The sequence below is a fragment of the Caulobacter sp. SRI_014 genome (assembly GCF_057586315.1).
The window spans coordinates 85594-100999 of sequence record NZ_JBYCZQ010000012.1 but is presented as its reverse complement, the minus strand read 5'-3'; the positions used below and the strand labels follow the sequence as shown (position 1 = coordinate 100999).

The 15406-nt window shown below is 63.3% G+C and carries 17 protein-coding genes; 7 read left to right on the top strand and 10 right to left on the bottom strand.

The features are described from left to right. The first annotated feature begins 37 nt into the window (after positions 1-37). The gene (locus AC2YG9_RS20175) at positions 38-1633 is read left to right on the top strand and encodes a M28 family peptidase (protein WP_487299791.1); all 1596 of its coding nucleotides are present in this window, start codon (positions 38-40) and stop codon (positions 1631-1633) included. A gap of 4 nt (positions 1634-1637) precedes the next feature. Here the strand turns inward: AC2YG9_RS20175 and AC2YG9_RS20170 are convergent, their stop codons facing one another. Beyond that, a complete protein-coding gene (locus tag AC2YG9_RS20170; RefSeq protein WP_487299790.1) occupies positions 1638-2195 on the bottom strand; it encodes a hypothetical protein in 558 nt (185 codons plus the stop codon). A 75-nt stretch (positions 2196-2270) separates the two neighbouring features. Continuing rightward, positions 2271-2894 carry a YceI family protein gene (locus AC2YG9_RS20165; RefSeq protein ID WP_487299789.1) on the bottom strand — a complete coding sequence of 208 codons (624 nt, stop codon included), beginning with the start codon at positions 2892-2894 and terminating at the stop codon, positions 2271-2273. Between the two features lie 638 nt (positions 2895-3532). Here AC2YG9_RS20165 and AC2YG9_RS20160 point away from each other — a divergent pair. Continuing rightward, on the top strand, positions 3533-3838 hold the full coding sequence (locus AC2YG9_RS20160) for a hypothetical protein (protein WP_487299788.1): 306 nt from the start codon (positions 3533-3535) through the stop codon (positions 3836-3838). A 185-nt stretch (positions 3839-4023) separates the two neighbouring features. Here AC2YG9_RS20160 and AC2YG9_RS20155 read toward each other — a convergent pair whose 3' ends face one another. Continuing rightward, positions 4024-4884 (bottom strand): alpha/beta fold hydrolase, encoded by an 861-nt coding sequence (locus tag AC2YG9_RS20155; protein WP_487299787.1) that lies wholly within the window; start codon positions 4882-4884, stop codon positions 4024-4026. A 69-nt stretch (positions 4885-4953) separates the two neighbouring features. On the opposite strand from AC2YG9_RS20155, the gene AC2YG9_RS20150 reads away from it, so the two are divergent. The 4 genes from AC2YG9_RS20150 to AC2YG9_RS20135 are packed head-to-tail and all read left to right on the top strand — an operon-like array spanning position 4954 to position 9467. Beyond that, entirely contained in the window at positions 4954-5445 is a 492-nt protein-coding gene (locus tag AC2YG9_RS20150; RefSeq protein ID WP_487299786.1) for a MarR family winged helix-turn-helix transcriptional regulator, read from the top strand. An 11-nt stretch (positions 5446-5456) separates the two neighbouring features. Next, positions 5457-6551, top strand: a complete 1095-nt coding sequence (locus AC2YG9_RS20145) for an HlyD family secretion protein (protein ID WP_487299785.1) — start codon at positions 5457-5459, stop codon at positions 6549-6551. Next, positions 6548-8071: a DHA2 family efflux MFS transporter permease subunit gene (locus tag AC2YG9_RS20140; RefSeq protein WP_487299784.1), complete on the top strand. Its 1524-nt coding sequence runs from the start codon at positions 6548-6550 to the stop codon at positions 8069-8071. The genes AC2YG9_RS20145 and AC2YG9_RS20140 overlap by 4 nt, the downstream gene beginning before the upstream one ends. Continuing rightward, positions 8055-9467 carry an efflux transporter outer membrane subunit gene (locus AC2YG9_RS20135; RefSeq protein WP_487299783.1) on the top strand — a complete coding sequence of 471 codons (1413 nt, stop codon included), beginning with the start codon at positions 8055-8057 and terminating at the stop codon, positions 9465-9467. Before AC2YG9_RS20140 ends, AC2YG9_RS20135 begins: the two co-directional genes overlap by 17 nt. Positions 9468-9628: 161 nt before the next feature. Here AC2YG9_RS20135 and AC2YG9_RS20130 read toward each other — a convergent pair whose 3' ends face one another. The 7 genes from AC2YG9_RS20130 to AC2YG9_RS20100 form a co-directional block, all read right to left on the bottom strand. Next, entirely contained in the window at positions 9629-10111 is a 483-nt protein-coding gene (locus tag AC2YG9_RS20130; RefSeq protein WP_487299782.1) for a hypothetical protein, read from the bottom strand. A gap of 147 nt (positions 10112-10258) precedes the next feature. Continuing rightward, the gene (locus AC2YG9_RS20125; RefSeq protein WP_487299781.1) at positions 10259-11413 is read right to left on the bottom strand and encodes a site-specific integrase; all 1155 of its coding nucleotides are present in this window, start codon (positions 11411-11413) and stop codon (positions 10259-10261) included. A 352-nt stretch (positions 11414-11765) separates the two neighbouring features. Then, a complete protein-coding gene (locus AC2YG9_RS20120; RefSeq protein ID WP_487299780.1) occupies positions 11766-12881 on the bottom strand; it encodes an AAA family ATPase in 1116 nt (371 codons plus the stop codon). Between the two features lie 360 nt (positions 12882-13241). Further along, complete coding sequence (locus AC2YG9_RS20115) at positions 13242-13538, bottom strand: hypothetical protein (RefSeq protein ID WP_487299779.1); 297 nt, start codon at positions 13536-13538, stop codon at positions 13242-13244. Next, the gene (locus AC2YG9_RS20110) at positions 13535-13912 is read right to left on the bottom strand and encodes a hypothetical protein (protein WP_487299778.1); all 378 of its coding nucleotides are present in this window, start codon (positions 13910-13912) and stop codon (positions 13535-13537) included. The genes AC2YG9_RS20115 and AC2YG9_RS20110 overlap by 4 nt, the downstream gene beginning before the upstream one ends. 108 nt (positions 13913-14020) lie before the next feature. Continuing rightward, the gene (locus AC2YG9_RS20105) at positions 14021-14413 is read right to left on the bottom strand and encodes a hypothetical protein (protein ID WP_487299777.1); all 393 of its coding nucleotides are present in this window, start codon (positions 14411-14413) and stop codon (positions 14021-14023) included. Positions 14414-14529: 116 nt separating this feature from the next. After that, on the bottom strand, positions 14530-14859 hold the full coding sequence (locus AC2YG9_RS20100) for a hypothetical protein (protein WP_487299776.1): 330 nt from the start codon (positions 14857-14859) through the stop codon (positions 14530-14532). Between the two features lie 167 nt (positions 14860-15026). Between AC2YG9_RS20100 and AC2YG9_RS20095 the strand changes: the two genes are divergently transcribed. Next, on the top strand, positions 15027-15263 hold the full coding sequence (locus AC2YG9_RS20095; protein WP_487299775.1) for a helix-turn-helix domain-containing protein: 237 nt from the start codon (positions 15027-15029) through the stop codon (positions 15261-15263). The last annotated feature ends 143 nt before the right edge of the window (positions 15264-15406 follow it).

The following is a 15406-nucleotide window of genomic DNA, read 5'->3' as shown; positions in this document are numbered from 1 at the left end:
CGATGCTATGCTTTCGCATTCGGCGAAAGAGGAAGCGATGGTCTGGCGTAGCCTGCTGCTTAGTCTGTTGGCCCTGGCGCTGATCGGCGCCTCGCCGGCCGCCCCGGCGATCGATCCCGCCCGGCTGTCGGAGCATGTCCGCATCCTGTCCTCCGACGCCTTCGAGGGCCGGGGCCCCGGAACGCCCGGAGAGGACCGCACCCTCGACTATCTGGCGAACCATTTCGCCGCCGCCGGGCTGCGGCCGGCCGGCGAGGACGGCGGCTGGTTCCAGACGGTTCGCCTGCATCGCTTCCTCATTGAAGGCCCGGTCACCCAGTCGGTGCGCATTCACGGGCGGACCCGGTCTATCGCCTATCTCACCGAAGGCGCGGTCGGGCCTGAGCGCGCCTCCGGCCGCAAGGTGACGGATGCGCCAATGGTCTTTGTCGGCTACGGCGTCCATGCGCCGGACCTCGGCTGGGACGACTACAAGGGCGTCGACCTGCGGGGCAGGATCGCCGTGGTGCTGGATGGCGATCCCGACGCCCTTGCGGCCACGCCCGGCCGGTTCGGCGGATCCGAACAGGCCTATGACGGCGATTGGGCGCGCAAGTACGCCGAGATCAGCCGCCGGGGCGGCGTCGGCATGCTGATGATCCACGATCCGGCCGTCACCGGCTTTCCCTGGCCCGATCTGGCGAAGTTCTGGCCCGGCGCCCAGCTCGACATCGCCCGGCCCCCGGCCGAGCTGGCCCGCGCGCCGCTGACCGGCTGGCTGCGTGGCGACATCGCCGCCTCGATGTTCGCCGACGCCGGCCTGGACCTCGCCGCCCTCAAGGCTCGGGCGCTGGGAAGCGACTTCCGCCCGGTCGTCCTGCCGGGCGCGCGCTTCTCGGCTGCCTTTCAGGTTCGCCGCGAGGACCGTTCCAGCCGCAACATCCTGGCGGTCCTGCCGGGGGCCGAGCGGCCCGAGGAGGCCCTGCTCTATGTCGGCCACTGGGACCATCTGGGACGCGGCGAGGCTCAAGCCGATGGCGACGACATCTACAACGGCGCCCTCGACAACGCCTCGGGCCTGGCCGGTCTGCTGGAGCTGGCGCGGGTGTTTGCCGCCGGCCCGCCCCCGCGCCGCTCGATTGTGTTCATCGGCTTCACGCACGAGGAGTCGGGCCTGCTCGGCTCGCGCTGGTATGCGGCCCATCCGCTGCGGCCGCTCGAACGGACGGTGGCGGCGATCAACATCGACGGCCTGCCCAAGATTCCTGCCGGTCCGGTCCGCATCGCCTTCGGCGGATCCGATCTGGAAGAGGTTCTGAAGGCCGCCGCCGCCCGCCAGGGCCGCGAGGTCACCGGGCCCAAACCCTGGAAGAGCGGGGCCTACGCGCGCTCCGATCACTTCTCCCTGGCCCAGGCGGGCTTGCCGTCCCTGTTCGCGGGCGCCCGGGTCGCCGATACCGACTATTTCAGCAGGCAGTATCACCAACCGGACGACGAATGGGCCCCTGACTGGGACTGGACCGGGGCGGCGACCGAGCTCGAGCTCTATCGCCTCATCGGTCAGGACCTTGCCAACAGCCGCGCCTGGCCGGCCTGGCGGCGGGATTCCCCCTTCCGGCCGGCCCGCGAACGTTCGCGGGCCCTGCGCCGCTGAGCGGTCAGACCTTGCGCCAGTCCATGACCCACTGGTCCTCCCAGCTCTTGCCGCCGTCGCGCGAGATCAGCTGGCTCCAGCGGCAGGACCGGTCGGTGATATTGTCCCAGACGCCCTTGACCTTGATCGGCGTCTCGCCGTCGAAATCGTCGGCCTCGAAGATGCCGGCGCCGTTCTTGAAGTAGCCGGTCTGGCCCGGGGTGGTGACGACGCCGCTTTTGGCGTTGACCCAATGGTCGCTCCAGACCCTCTTCTCGACGTCGAGCAGCCGCAGGCCCATGCCCATGAAGTTCCGGCTCGGCACGCGCAGCTCCTCGACGCTGCCGACCCCGCCGAGAATGGTCCAGCAGGTCGCCTCGCCCTCGAAGGTTTCGAAGGCGGCGCCGGCCGCGGGGCGGCGGCGGTGCTGAATGCGCCACTCCCCGGCCAGGAAATCGAAGTCCCCCGGCTTGCCGGGCGGCGGCGCTTCAGCCGCGGCGGCGCCTGTGAGGGCGACCGGCGCCAAGGCCAGGCCGGCGGCGGACTTCAGCACGGCCCGGCGGCCGGGACGATGGGTAGGCATGGTTGGGATCCTCGCGATTTGGGATCGCGAGGATGCCTGGCGCCACCTGACAGCGGCTGTCAGGATTTATCTGCCTCAGCCGACTTTCTTCAGCTCGGCTTCAAGCTCCAGGGTCACCTCGTCACCCAGCGCCGGCGCGTAGGCCGACACACCGAAGTCGGTGCGCTTGATCGTCGCCTTGCCGGCGAAGCCCAGGGAATAGGTCTTGTCGACCGGATTAACGCCCGCCTGGTTGAAGGTCGCCTTGACGATGACGGGTTTGGTCACGCCGCGCAGGGTCAGGTCGCCGGTAATGTCGGCCGTGCGCTTGCCGGTCAGCTTGATCGACCTCGCCTTGAAGGTCGCGGTGGGGAATTTGGCCGTATCGAGGAAGTCGGCGGTCTTCAGGTGGGCGTCGAGGGCCGGGCTAAGGGTGCCGACGGAGTTGGCGTCGATGGTCACGTCCAGCTTGGCGTCAGCGGCCTTCTTCGGATCGACGCTCAGCGTCCCCTCGACCTTGCTGAACTGGCCGACATAGGTCGAGAAGCCGAAGTGATCGATCGACCAGGTGATCTTGCTGTGGGCCGGATCAAGCCGGTAGTCGCCGGCCTGGACCTGGGTGGGATCGCTGCTGAAGGCGCCTTGGGCGACAACGGCCAGGGGCGACAGGACCAGCACGGCGCCGAGGCCGGCGATAGCGAAGGGACGGACGGTGGACATGGGGAGGGCTCCGGGAAACACAGGGGCCCTGCAGATAGGGGATAAAATTGAAACCTCAACTGTTGCAGTTAAGTTTTCGGCCTGGCTGGAGCGGGCTGCGCGCCGGACGTTTGGGGGAGGAAGAATGGTGCCGCTTACAGGACTCGAACCTGTGACCCCCTCATTACGAAATCTAGTCACGAGGACGCGAAAAGGCGAACAATAGTATGAACTTACGGCCCATTCGGGTGCCTGCTGGTCACCCTACCCAGCCCCTACCCAAACCGCCCCAAATGGCTGGACCAACCGTTTCCTAAGTTAGGTGCTTTGACGTGGGAAACGCGGAAAATGTGACCTGCGCCAAACCTGCGTGACCGCCACCCAGCAGCCGAAGGTCTGCTCTCCGACCCCCTGGGGTTAGCTGCTTTCGACCCATTGTGGACAGTGGCCCACTGCCGGAGGGGTTGATCCGTTAGGACACCTCATACGCCCCATCTTTGGTTCGGGTAAATCGGCAACGCCCGGCCCGGACGGACTTACCGTTATCGCTGGCGTCAAGGATGGCCTCCGCTTGCCGCAATTTGTCGACCGAAACCCCACATTTTCGGGTGAGTTCTTGGTCGATGGTGGGAGCAATACAGGCGCTTAGGGCCCCCAAGTTGATCCCGCTGCTGTCGCATCGCTATTTGCCTGCGGAGCCGCACGAGCCCGGCAACCCTGTGTTCTCGATTTACCAGTCTGATGTGATCTACTACGGCTTCGATTTGGCTGACTACTTCAAGCGCGAATTTGGCGACCCCACCCGGCCTGTGGCGCAGCAGGTCAAACGCATCCCGTTCTGGTCTGAACTAGTCGAACGCGGTGGGCAGGGCGAAGGTCAGCATCCGACCGATTTTGTTGAAAAAGTCGCCCCGGCATTCATCGGGCACGAAAATGAGCAACGTTCTTGCTCGTCGCCCATCTAACAGGGAGAACTGTTCCGCAGTTCAGTTCGTCCGAGGCAAGACCGACCCCGACTTCGCGACGCTCCAGCCTTTTTCAACAATATCGACCCAAAGCGGAAGTTGACGCCCGTCACTCGCGCCCAACCTCCATTGTCGGAAAACGCGAAACGTCACTGGCGTTTCAAATGCGGCGCGCACCGCTTCGATTATTGAATGGCCTCACGCAGTGACAGAAACCCGACCACCGCCTCGATGAACGCATCGTTCCTGTCTCCGGCGACCATGTGTCCGGCGTTCTCGACGTCGGTGAAGGTCGCCTGGGGCAACATCGTCAGAAACTCCTGGGCTGCTTCTTGGGAAACCAGCTCGCTCATGCGCCCCCGGATCAGGTGCACGGGTATGCTGATGTCGCCCACTCGCGTGCGGAAGTCTTCCATGGAGTGAGTGTCGCGGCTTTCCATCACGCTCGTTACGAAGCGCGGATCCCAATGCCAGCGGTAGCGGCCGTCGGGGTGCTGGCGCAGGTTCTTTCCAAGCCCGGTGAGATCGGTTCTTCGGGGCCGGCTCGGCATGTAGCTGGAGATGGTTTCGGCCGCTTCTTCCAGACTAGCGAAGCCGTCGGCAACACGCGCCGACATGAAACCCATGACCTTCGCCACGCCGTCAGCCTCCATACGCGGCGTGACATCGACCAGGGTCAGTGACGAGAAGGTCGCGGGCGCGACCAGCGTCTCGACCATCATTCCAGCGATCCCGCCGAGCGACGCGCCAACCAGGGCCGGCTTGTCCCCGAGTTGGTCAGCGACTCGCACGATGTCGGCGGCGAACCGGTGCATTCTGTAGTCCCCCGTGGGAGACCAGCCGCTGTCGCCGTGACCCCGCAGGTCGAGTGCGACCGCCCGCCAGCCAGCGGCGGCGAGGCGTTCACCCGTCTTCGCCCAGGCATGCCGTGTCTGCCCGCCGCCGTGGGCGAGGAGGACTGTTCCTCGATTTGGTGTCCCATAGCTGTCCGCTGTGAGCGCAACCGCCTCATCCCCCAAAAAGGTCAGCGGCGAAGGTCCGGTCATGAGTGGAACTTTCATTTGCAAGGCACTTGATGATAAGGACCATTACATAGTCATCACCAAAGGTCCAAGTTGTCCGACCCCAGGCCAATCGAAGAGCCGGAACGCCGGAAGGAAGCCGCCCATGCGCGCTTCGACGCGGGGTTCGCCCTTGCCGAGGTCACGCGCCTCCTTCGGCTCGCCTTCGACCAACGGATGCGGAGAGTGGGCCTCACCGGCGCGACCTGGCGGGTGCTCGCCTATCTCTCGCGAGAAGATGGGCAGACGCAGGCCTCGCTGGCCCAGAGATTGGAGATCAGCCGGGTCGCGGTCGGCGAGGCCGTGGATCGCCTGGAGCGGTCGGGCCATGTCGAGCGCCGGGCTGATCCCGAAGACCGCCGCAAATGGCGTGTGCATCTTACGCAGGCGTCCTTGGACCTTTTGCCGGACGTGATTACCGCCGCCACTGACCTGCAGGCGGAATGCTTCAGCGGACTCACCGACCTCGATGTCAGCCAGCTGCAGTCGTTGCTCGCGCGGCTGAGGGACCGGTTGGTGGAAATGAAAATTGGATCGGCCGAGTAGGAGAGTGGATCATGAGCGACGCGGCTGAAGCCGAGGACGACCAGGGTGCAAAGCCGGCGGGTGGCATTCAAGGGCTGCTGCGGCGGCGTCGCCTGCTGTTCATGATTTCCGCGCCTCTCTCGGTGTTGGCAGTGATCGCATGGTTCATGCTGACCGCCGGCCGTTACGAGGAAACCGACAACGCCTTTGTCCAAGCGGCGCGAGTGCCGATCAGCACCAGTATCACCGGTCGGATAGTCGAGATGCGGGTGCGTGAAAACGAGCATGTTGCGGCCGGGCAGGTCTTGTTCGTTCTGGATCGAGCGAACCCGGAAGCGGACCTGAGCCAGGCACAGGCCGCGTTGGCCGCGGCCCGGACCCGTGTGGCGGCCCTTGAAGCGACGTTCGGCTCCCGTGTAGCGGCGCAGCGCAGCGCGGAGGATGAGTTGGCCTTCGCGAGGAAGGAACAGGCGCGGGCGCGACTGCTCGCTACCGAGGGCATCGCATCTCGGCGGGACGTTGAGGCCGCAGATCATGCGGTGGACGCCGCCGCTTCCGCGCTGGCCGCCGCAAGACAGGGCGTGGCGGTGGCGCTGGCGGAACTTGGCGGCCGTGTAAATGCCGCGATTGATGATCATCCCGCCGTCCGCGAAGCCGCCGCGCGTCTGGAGAGGACGCGGCTGGCGCTGTCTTACACCCTGGTCATCGCGCCGCAGACCGGCGTGGTGACCAAGGTCGATCAGGTCCAGCGCGGATCGTTTGTGAACGCTGGGCAGACCCTTTTCTGGCTGATTGCCGGTGATCCCTGGATCGAAGCCAATTTCAAGGAAGACCAGATCGAGAGCATGCGGGCGGGCCAAAGCTCCACGGTGCGCTTTGACGCCTATCCCGGAAAGGTCTTTGAGGCCCGGATCGCCAGTTTCAGTCCGGGCACAGGCGCGGTGTTCTCCGCGCTGCCGCCTCAGAACGCCACGGGTAACTGGGTGAAGGTCGTCCAGCGCATCCCCGTGCGCCTTGTCCTGGTCAATCCGCCACCCGGCTTCCTGATCGGGGCCGGGATGAGCGCCAAGGTGCGCGTCGATACGCGACCCAAAACAGCCAAAATCAAAGGCAAGGGCCCTTCGTGACCACAACGCGGCCGATTGCTCGGGGTCCGATCACCCTGTCGGTCATGCTGGCCACCAGCATGTACACTTTGGACAGCACGATCGCGAACGTCGCACTGCCGCATATGCAAGGAAGCCTTTCGGCTGGTCTTGACCAGATTACCTGGGTTCTGACGTCTTTTATTGTCGCACAGGCCCTGATGACCCCCCTTGTCGGCTGGGTGTCTGAACGCATTGGCCGCAAGACTTTGATGGTTATCTCCATCGTAGGCTTCATACTTTCATCGTTGGCCTGCGGACTCGCCGCCAACCTGCCGCAGATGATCGTTTTTCGGATCATTCAGGGTCTCTGCGGCGCGTCATTCGTGCCGCTCTCGCAAGCCATTCTGTTTGAGATCAATCCCCCCGAACGACACCCGCAGGCAATGGCGACGTTTGGAGCCGGCGTCGTATTGGGCCCCGTGCTTGGCCCCGCCTTGGGGGGATGGATCACCGAACAGTTCGGCTGGCCGTGGGTATTCCTCATCAACCTCCCGGTCGGAATTCTCGCCCTGCTTGGCGTCCTCCGATTTTTGCCGGAAAGCCGCTCGGCCTCAACCCGAAAGTTCGACTTCCTCGGGTTTGGCGCGCTCGCCCTCTTTATCGCGGCATTGCAGCTGATGCTCGACCGAGGCCCGGGCGAAGGCTGGTTCGAATCCTGGGAGGTGACTATTGAGGCTGCTCTGGCGGCAATCGGACTCTACGTATTCGCCGTCCATACAATCACGGCCGAGCGCCCGTTCTTTTCCCGCGTCCTGCTGCGAAACTGGAATTTCACCGTAGGAGTTGTGCTGAGTCTGGCGACCGGGATGCTGATGTTCAGCTCTCTGGCCCTGCTCCCACCCATGATGCAGAACATCCTCGGCTATCCGGTGGTCACCGTCGGCCTGGTCACCATGCCGCGTGGCCTGGGCATGCTCGTGAGCATGATGGTTGTCGGCCGGTTCATCGGGCGCGCTGACCCTCGGGCTGTTCTCTTCATTGGCTTCGCCCTGAATGCGACGGCGATGTGGCAGATGTCCATGTCTTCGCCTCAGATGGACGCCCATCTGATCATGGTGTCGGGCCTGCTGCAGGGGCTTGGTCTTGGTCTGATCTTCGTATCCTCGAATACCCTGGCCTTCGCGACCCTTCCGGGGAGTTTGCGGACCGACGGGTCCGCAGTGATCACTCTGGCCCGAAGCCTTGGCTCTGCCGTGGGGATTTCCCTGATGCAGGCATTGTTCGTAAGCAACCTCCAGACCTCCTATTCGGTCCTGGTGCAGAACGTCCGCCCCGATAATCCGGTGTTTCAGGGCCAGATGGGGGGCTTGATCGATCTGGGTTCCGTTCAGGGTCTTTCGATGATGGCTGCAGAGGTCGGACGACAGGCTTCGATGGTCTCCTATGTGAACGGGTTCCATATCTCGATGTTGCTTACCATCGTGACCATTCCACTCATTCTATTTCTGAAGCCGCCGCGCGATGCCGTGGCTGGAGGCAGCGATGCATTACCGGACTAGATTGAACACGGGCGTCTGTTTGATGGCGGTCCTTCTGACCGGCTGTGCAACGGTGGGGCCGGACTTCACCTCCCCATCCGCTCTTGCTCCTTCGCGCTACCAGGCTGTTGAGAGCACGGGAGGTTTCGTCTTTGCTGGTGAGAGCGCAGGACCACCGTGGTGGACGTCGTTTGGCGCGGCTGATCTCGACACCCTCGTCTCCACCGCCTTGAAAGGAAGCCCGACGATTGCGGAGGCGGAGGCAGCGCTGGACTCCGCGCGCGCCGCTGCAGCTGTCGTCGAAGGCGCAAGCTCGCCACAGGTCGGTCTATCCAGCGGCGTGGAGCGGGCCCGCATCAACGGCGCCGCCTTCGGCTTCGATGGATTCCCAAACCGCACGATCTCCCGGTACACGGTCGGGAGTACGGTCTCCTACGATCTGGACCTCTTCGGCGGCAATCGTCGGGCTCTGGAATCCGCGTCAGCCAAGGTTCAAGGCCAGGGCTATCAGCTAGATGCGGCCCGCCTGGCCATCGCCGGGAACACGACGCGCACGGCCATCCATATCGCCGCGCTTCGCGCGCAAATCACCATTGCCGAGGCCGTGGTGGCCGATGACCGTCAGACCTTGGCCCTGGCCCAACGGTCAGTCGACGTCGGCGCATCGGGTCGGATCGATCTGCTGAGAGTGCAGACACAGCTGACGCAAGACCTAGCTGTCCTGCCCGCACTTCGACGCGATCTCGCCTCGGCTCAGAACGCGCTGGCCGCGTTGACCGGCAGCGCGCCAGGCGACTGGACGGATCGGACCTTTTCGCTGGAAGACTTCACTGTGCCATCCAGCAGGCCATTGGCGATCCCCTCGCTGCTGTTGCATGGGCGTCCGGATATTCTGGCCGCCGAGAGCGCCTATCATGCAGCCATCGCCCAGATTGGCGTCGACCGTGCGCGTCTCTATCCCAATATCAACATCACCGCCCAGTTCGCGCAGACGGCGCTCAGCCCGGACGGCCTGTTCGGCCCTGCAGGCGCCGGCTGGAATCTCGCGTCAGGCCTCACCGCCCCGCTCTGGAATGGCGGGTCGCTAAGAGCCAGGGTGCGTCAGGCCGAGGCTGAGGCCAGGCGGGCTGAGGCGCGCTATCGAGCGACTGTTTTGAAAGCCTTCGTCGAGGTCGCTGATGGTTTGGAGGCAGTGTCGGCCAGCGAGGCGGAATTGCGCCTGCGCCAGACGGCATTCACGACGGCTGAGGAGAATCTGCGCCTGGCCCGGCGGGCATATGAACTGGGGTCCCTGCGCCTGCTCGATGTTCTTGATGCGCAGCGCCAGGCCAACGGCGCGAGACAGGCGTTCGGACGGGCCCAAGGGCAGCGCCTACTAGCCTACGCGGATCTGTTTGCGGCGACGGCGACGGTGTGATCTTCCCCCGAAAAAGTGGACGGGGTTATGCCGCTCTGCGCTTGGCCTCACAAAGTCCGCTAGCCACCCTTAGCTGAAGCCGTCCGGGTCCGCTCCAGACCACCACTCCGGCCAAGACCCAGAGCAGCCCCCACTTCGCGAACCCGGTGTATTCGTCCATCCTAGGCCCACGAGATGATTGGAAGGGAGGCGCACTTGCAACCAGCCTCTTCGCCGGGGCGCACGTATCGGTCTCCCATCGGGAATCCTTCCGCCAGCCGGTATCGCTTTCCGCTGGCCGCAAGGTGCTCGGCGTTCTGAAGTTCCTCTGCGGGCGTTGGCTTCTTCGGGTTGGTCATGCAGGGTGCTCCGGAATAGAGCCACTCAGCTTCGACGATCCCAAGGGCTAGGCTTCTGTTCCGCTGGATCAATGACGACGTGCGGAAATGGACCAGTCGGGTTATCTCTGAAGCCCGCGCCTTGGGTACTCCGCCGTCCACCAGAACCTTGAACAGCGCGGCCTGATCGCCACCCCTGCGGATCATCGTCAGAGCCGCTTCGTAGGCCCGCTCATGGCTTTCCTCGCCGACGTCGGGAAACTTCTGGAGGGTCGTTCGGGCCTCAGCTTCGACTTCGGCAGTGACCCAACTTTCGTCGAATCGCACGGTGGGGATCTGGGGTGGCGGGGCCATGCCTCGACGCTAACACGTCATCGTCACCCGCGCTCAGCTTCGGCCGAGCAAAAAAAATACGCCACCGCCCCCACCTGCATGCCGGATGAGACCAGCACGAGGTGGGGGGGTGGGTTTGGTTCAGGCGACCTTCTGCTTGGCCTCTCCGGCCTCTACAGCGGCCAGCAGGGTGGCGTTTGCGAGGTGGGCGTACCTCTGGGTCGATTGGTAGCTCGCGTGCCCCAGGACCTTGCCGACGGCGAAGATATCGACGCCGCTGTTGACCATGAAGGACGCCGCCGAGTGCCGCAGATCATGGATCCGAAGGCCCTGCAACCTGGCCACCCGTCGCGCCTGCTGCCAGCCGTGCTTGATCGACACGAAAGGCTTCAGCGTATCCGGGTTGGGCACCAAATACGGGCACCCCTTAAAGCGGGGCAGGGCCGCCACGATTGCCACCGCCGCAGTTGAGAGGGGCACGTGCCTCGGCTTACCGGTCTTGCTGGTCGGTATCAGCCAGGAGCGGCGTTCGACATCGACGTGTTCCCACCGCGCGTTGAGCAACTCGCGGACCCGCGCTCCCGTAAGGAGCAGGAGACCGACGATGTGCTGCAGCTGGGGGTTCTTGGATGCCGCCACCGCCTCCCGCAGCCGGGCCGCCTCCTCGGCCGATAGGAAGCGTTCACGGGCGTTGTTCAGGGGCGGTCGGGCTATTCCGCGCGTCGGGTTCTTATCGGCTCCTGGGATGTTCCAGCGCAGGCCCAACACGAAGGACCGCCCGAAGATGACCCTGATCTTCTCGACGGTCGCCGGGGCCAACCCCTCGGACCGCTTTTCGGCGAGCCAGTGGGCGACCGTACGACTGTCGATGTCGATCAGCCTGACCCTGCCCCACTTCGGCAGGATGTGACGGCGGATCACCATCTCGGTGGTCGAATAGGACTTCTGGTGGAGCTTCGCGTCGGCCAAGTGCATTTCCGCAAGCTCCCGGTACAGGGGGATCGACTTCGCCAGAGCCTTTTTGGCTCCGGGGTCGCCACCCATCACGACTTCCGACCGCAGCTTCTGGGCAGCCTTCTTCGCTGCCGTGAAGGTGATGTCTTCACAGCGGCCGATCTTATGCTGCTTTGGGCGTCCGCATTGGCCTTGGTAGCGAAGATAATAGGTCCGGCCGCCACTGCAGCGACACTCTAGGACAAAGCCGGTGATGGTCTCATCGTACCAGTCTGTTTTCTTCGCGCCCTGCTTACATGTGGCAGTGTCGGCGAAAGCTTGGCTGAGTTTTGCGTAAGGCATGGTGAGTTCTTTCTGATGGAGATCGGCGAGGAGCGCCGGGAGAGCCGCGACGGGCGCGGCGGGTCGGGTGGGGGGGTAGGCCAGGAGGGGTCGCGCTGGCCCAGAGGCGGCCGGAGAGGGCACACGCGAGGGTCGGGATGGGTCGGGCCCAGAAATCGCTCGGAGGGGCCCAGGGACCGCCGGAGCGACACCGGCCGAGCAGACTTCCAGAATCGCAGTTTCGCGCCGTCCGCAGGCGTTGCCCGGAGACCGCCGAAGTCTGCGATTCTGAAAATCTGACCTCTGGTCGGCTCCGGACGCGGCCGAGTTGGAGGGAGTCGATAACCCGCTCAAACTCATCGGAAAGGGCCCTCTAAGCCCCGTCCGTTGACTGGTCGATGAGGCGGTAGTGCCTTACGCCCCGGTCGCCCCTCTCGAAGGCCCACAAGTGATCCCGAGGGGTGTTGCCGGTGTAGCGTTCCAGAACCTGCATCGCCTGCCGCTGAGACACCCCAGTCTCCTTGGCGACGGCCTTTGAGATCGCCATCTTGCCTTCCAGAGACCCGGCCGTGATGAGCCGGACGATCGCATCCATGACCAGAGGATCGTTCACCGGCTGAACTTCAGGGGCGTAACCATCCAGGTCATCGGGATGGACGGAATGAATCGATGCCAGCTTCGATTCATAGCTAAGACCTGGAAGAACATCGTAGGCATAGGCGATGGTCTCGGGACTCTCCGCCCGGCTCTTGAGTCTGGTGAGCTTGACGAGCCTTTGGGTTGCCTCGCCTTTTGAAACCAGCGGCTGGGCCATGTAGACCGCGTCAAAGTCCTCCAGGATGTCGGTGGTGCCTTGGTATCGCGGTGTTCCATCTGCATTGGGGTTTTTGGCCGTATGGCCCAAGGCGACGACCGTTCCACCCGCCATCACGTACTGGCGACAGACTTGGGCGAACGCGCTGGTCCGCTTCTTGTCCATGAGATCGCTGAACTTCTTCAGCGTATCGATGATTACGCAGGTGCCTCGTGCCGAGCCCGCTTCGATGGCCTGAGTAAAGTAGTCGACCAGCGAATCGGTCTTCAGTCCTTCGTATCCCGGCGCAAGCATGTGCGCACCTACGTCTTGTAGCAGGCGCAGCTTGACGGCCAGGCCGGCGCTGTTGTCGTCAGCGTTTACATAGTAGAGATTGTTGGGATCGATCCGCCCCATCTCAATCGCCTGTAGGCAAAGGCTGATGAGCAGCAAGGTCTTTCCGGTGCCCGGCTCGGCATAAAGCATCGTTGCCTGACCGTGCATTGCGAACTCGCCAAACAGAGGCTTGGTGTCCGCCGCCATGGCTTCAAGCTCGTCGGCCCGACCCCTGAGACTGAACTGGCGGAGCGGGTTCTTTGAAGTCGTTGGCCTGGAGGGTGGAGCAGGGGTTTGTGCTGACGTTCCGGGGGACTCCTCGGAGGCGTCAGAAGTTGATGGATTGGATTCAGAGTCCATGTGTTCTCTCTGCATGAATGGATGTGGGGGTCTGCACTTGCAGGAGAGTACGAAGCTCCCCAGTTGCGGAGCTTTCTGGCCACTTGGCTCAAACAGCGCCAGTTGCCTTGGCGGCGCGCTGTAGTGGCCGTTTAGATGGTCGGCGCGGGTGCGTCAATCGACACCTTCCAATTTCGTGGAAAGTGGTGAATGTGATTTATGGTGTTATTTGGTATCGGCCATAACTATTGAACAGATCCATCCCATTGCTGAAAGGCCGTTAGCTAAGGAATTTCCCAGAGCCCTGCCGAAAGCACCCTTCGCTAGGAAGTCGGAGAGTGATCAGCTGAAAGGCACTCAGCTGACCAACCCGGAAATTTCCTAGTTTGAGTGGTGTTCACGACCGTCGGTCAGGCGGAGCTGATTTCGCGGCGAACGCTTTGCGCCTGCCACCACTGCAACGATGCCGACAATGCCCAGGGTGATGACGCAGGCGAGCGGGCGCGTGTTGGCAAGGCCCAGCAGCGCGAAGGTGCCAATGAACACCAGCGTCTCGCGCGGCCGAGTGATGAAGGACAGGAGCGCGGTGAGCGCCAGCGCCACAACCAACACCGTCAAAGCCGCTTTGAGGGCGGCGCAGACGACGCATAGGGCCAGGAGCCCGACGACCTTGCTCATTGGTCGCCACCGCAGTCATCGGGCCAAAAGTACGACAGACACAGGTAGTGAAGCTCCAGCTCAGTGCCGGCCCCGTTCTCGACGAAGATGAGAGCCGGACCGCCGCTGCGTTCATAGGCGAGCTCGAACCACTGGCCGTGGTGCTTGATCCAAGTGAAGCTAGGCTCCTCGGCGTGGTCGCCCGTGATGGCAAAGCCGAGCGCCTTGTTGATGACCTCAGGGGTGTCTCCACCCTGGACGACGAAGTACCCGACGTTTTGGCTGAGGGGCCGCTGGTGATCAGCGCGAAGGCCGATCAACGCCTTCAGATGGGGGTCGAGATCAGGATCGTTCAGCGCCTTCAACAGGGCGGCGCGGTCGGTAAGTGAAAGCACGGTGTGCTCCTTTCAGACATGAAAAAAGCCCCCGCGACGGTGTCGAGGAGGCTCGGGATGGGTGCTGTGGTTGGCCGCTAGGCGGCGTTGGTTGAGATCAGGCCGCGCCTAGCTTTCCGTGGCCGCCGGACGGTTTGCAAAGCCGAGGCAGTTGAAGCGCAGGACGAAGTTGGTGTCCGGGTGGTCAGCGACGAACACAAGCATGCCGAAGTCATCGGTCAGGACGTAGGCAAGCTCGAACCATGAGCCGTGGTCATTCATCCACTCGAAGCCCGGCTGGTCGGCCTGGTCCCACGTGATCGGGAAGCCCACCGCCTCATGGATGACCTCAGGAGGGTCGCCGGGCTGGACCACGACGATCTGGAGGGTCTCGCCGAGCGGCTGCTGGCGATCGGTGTCCACCTGCCACACGCGAAGGCCGATCAGGGCACGCAGGGTAGGGTCTAGCTGTTGGTCGGTAAGGGCGGCCGTGACTGCATCGCGATCGGTGATTGAGAGCATTGGTTGGGTCCTCTCTGGACAAAGAAAAAGCCCCCGCGACAGACGTCACGAGGGCTCGGGATCGATGGGTGTTGTTCGCCGCGAGGGCTGCGCAGGGAGTCGTCTAGGCCTTTGCGCTATTGGTCCTTCTTCCGGACGATGAAGGCGTAGGCGTAGTATGCGCCAGCAATGAGCGCGAGCATGATAAGCCAGTTGATGAATAGCCCCGGCAAGCTTGTGCCGTAGAAGAACCATTTGTCGTAAATGACTTCGGCGTATCGTCTTTCAACGAAGAACACCTTCCACTGAAAAGGTATGAGAAGTCGTACGGCGTTCCCGCCGGTGAATATCCAAAGGAAGCCGATAAAATACACGGCGGTCGCGACGATAAGAACGCGAGTTATAATCTGTGGAATGCGGGCGATGAGGCCCTTCACAGCAGTAAGCTTGTTTGAGTGTTCAGTCATGTTTCCCCCTGATACGCTTCATTGCGATCATCATATAAGATACCGGCTTTTCCGCCTTGCCCGAGGGCCTACCCACTTCCCCCGGACAGACCACAACGAGAATAACCCGTTCTGGGATATCCCAAGATCGGATTTAACGGAAGCGCCTCACCTCTTAGGGGCGCCCAGTGCCATCGTCGGTCTTCACGCAGCGGCACCAGGAATTCATCCAGTTCCTTGTGGCGGCACGGAAGGCTGCCGGCGTCACGCAGGTCGAACTGGCCGAGCGCCTGGGGCGGCCTCAGAGCTTCGTATCGAAGATTGAGCGGGGTGAGCGACGGCTGGACGTGATCGAGTTCTGTCAGGTCGCAGAGGCGCTTGGGCTAGATCCTGCTAGGCTGCTGAGGGCCTTCATCGCTGCCTAATGGGCGTGGTTAGTAAGGCCGCCACCTGATCCGTGAACATTGCCAAAACCTGCGCATAGGCGGCCAAACGCCGTGCCGGCCAGCCAAAGCGTTTGGACAATGTCAGGAACTGGGACGTCTAGATGTTGACATTGTCCGCATTC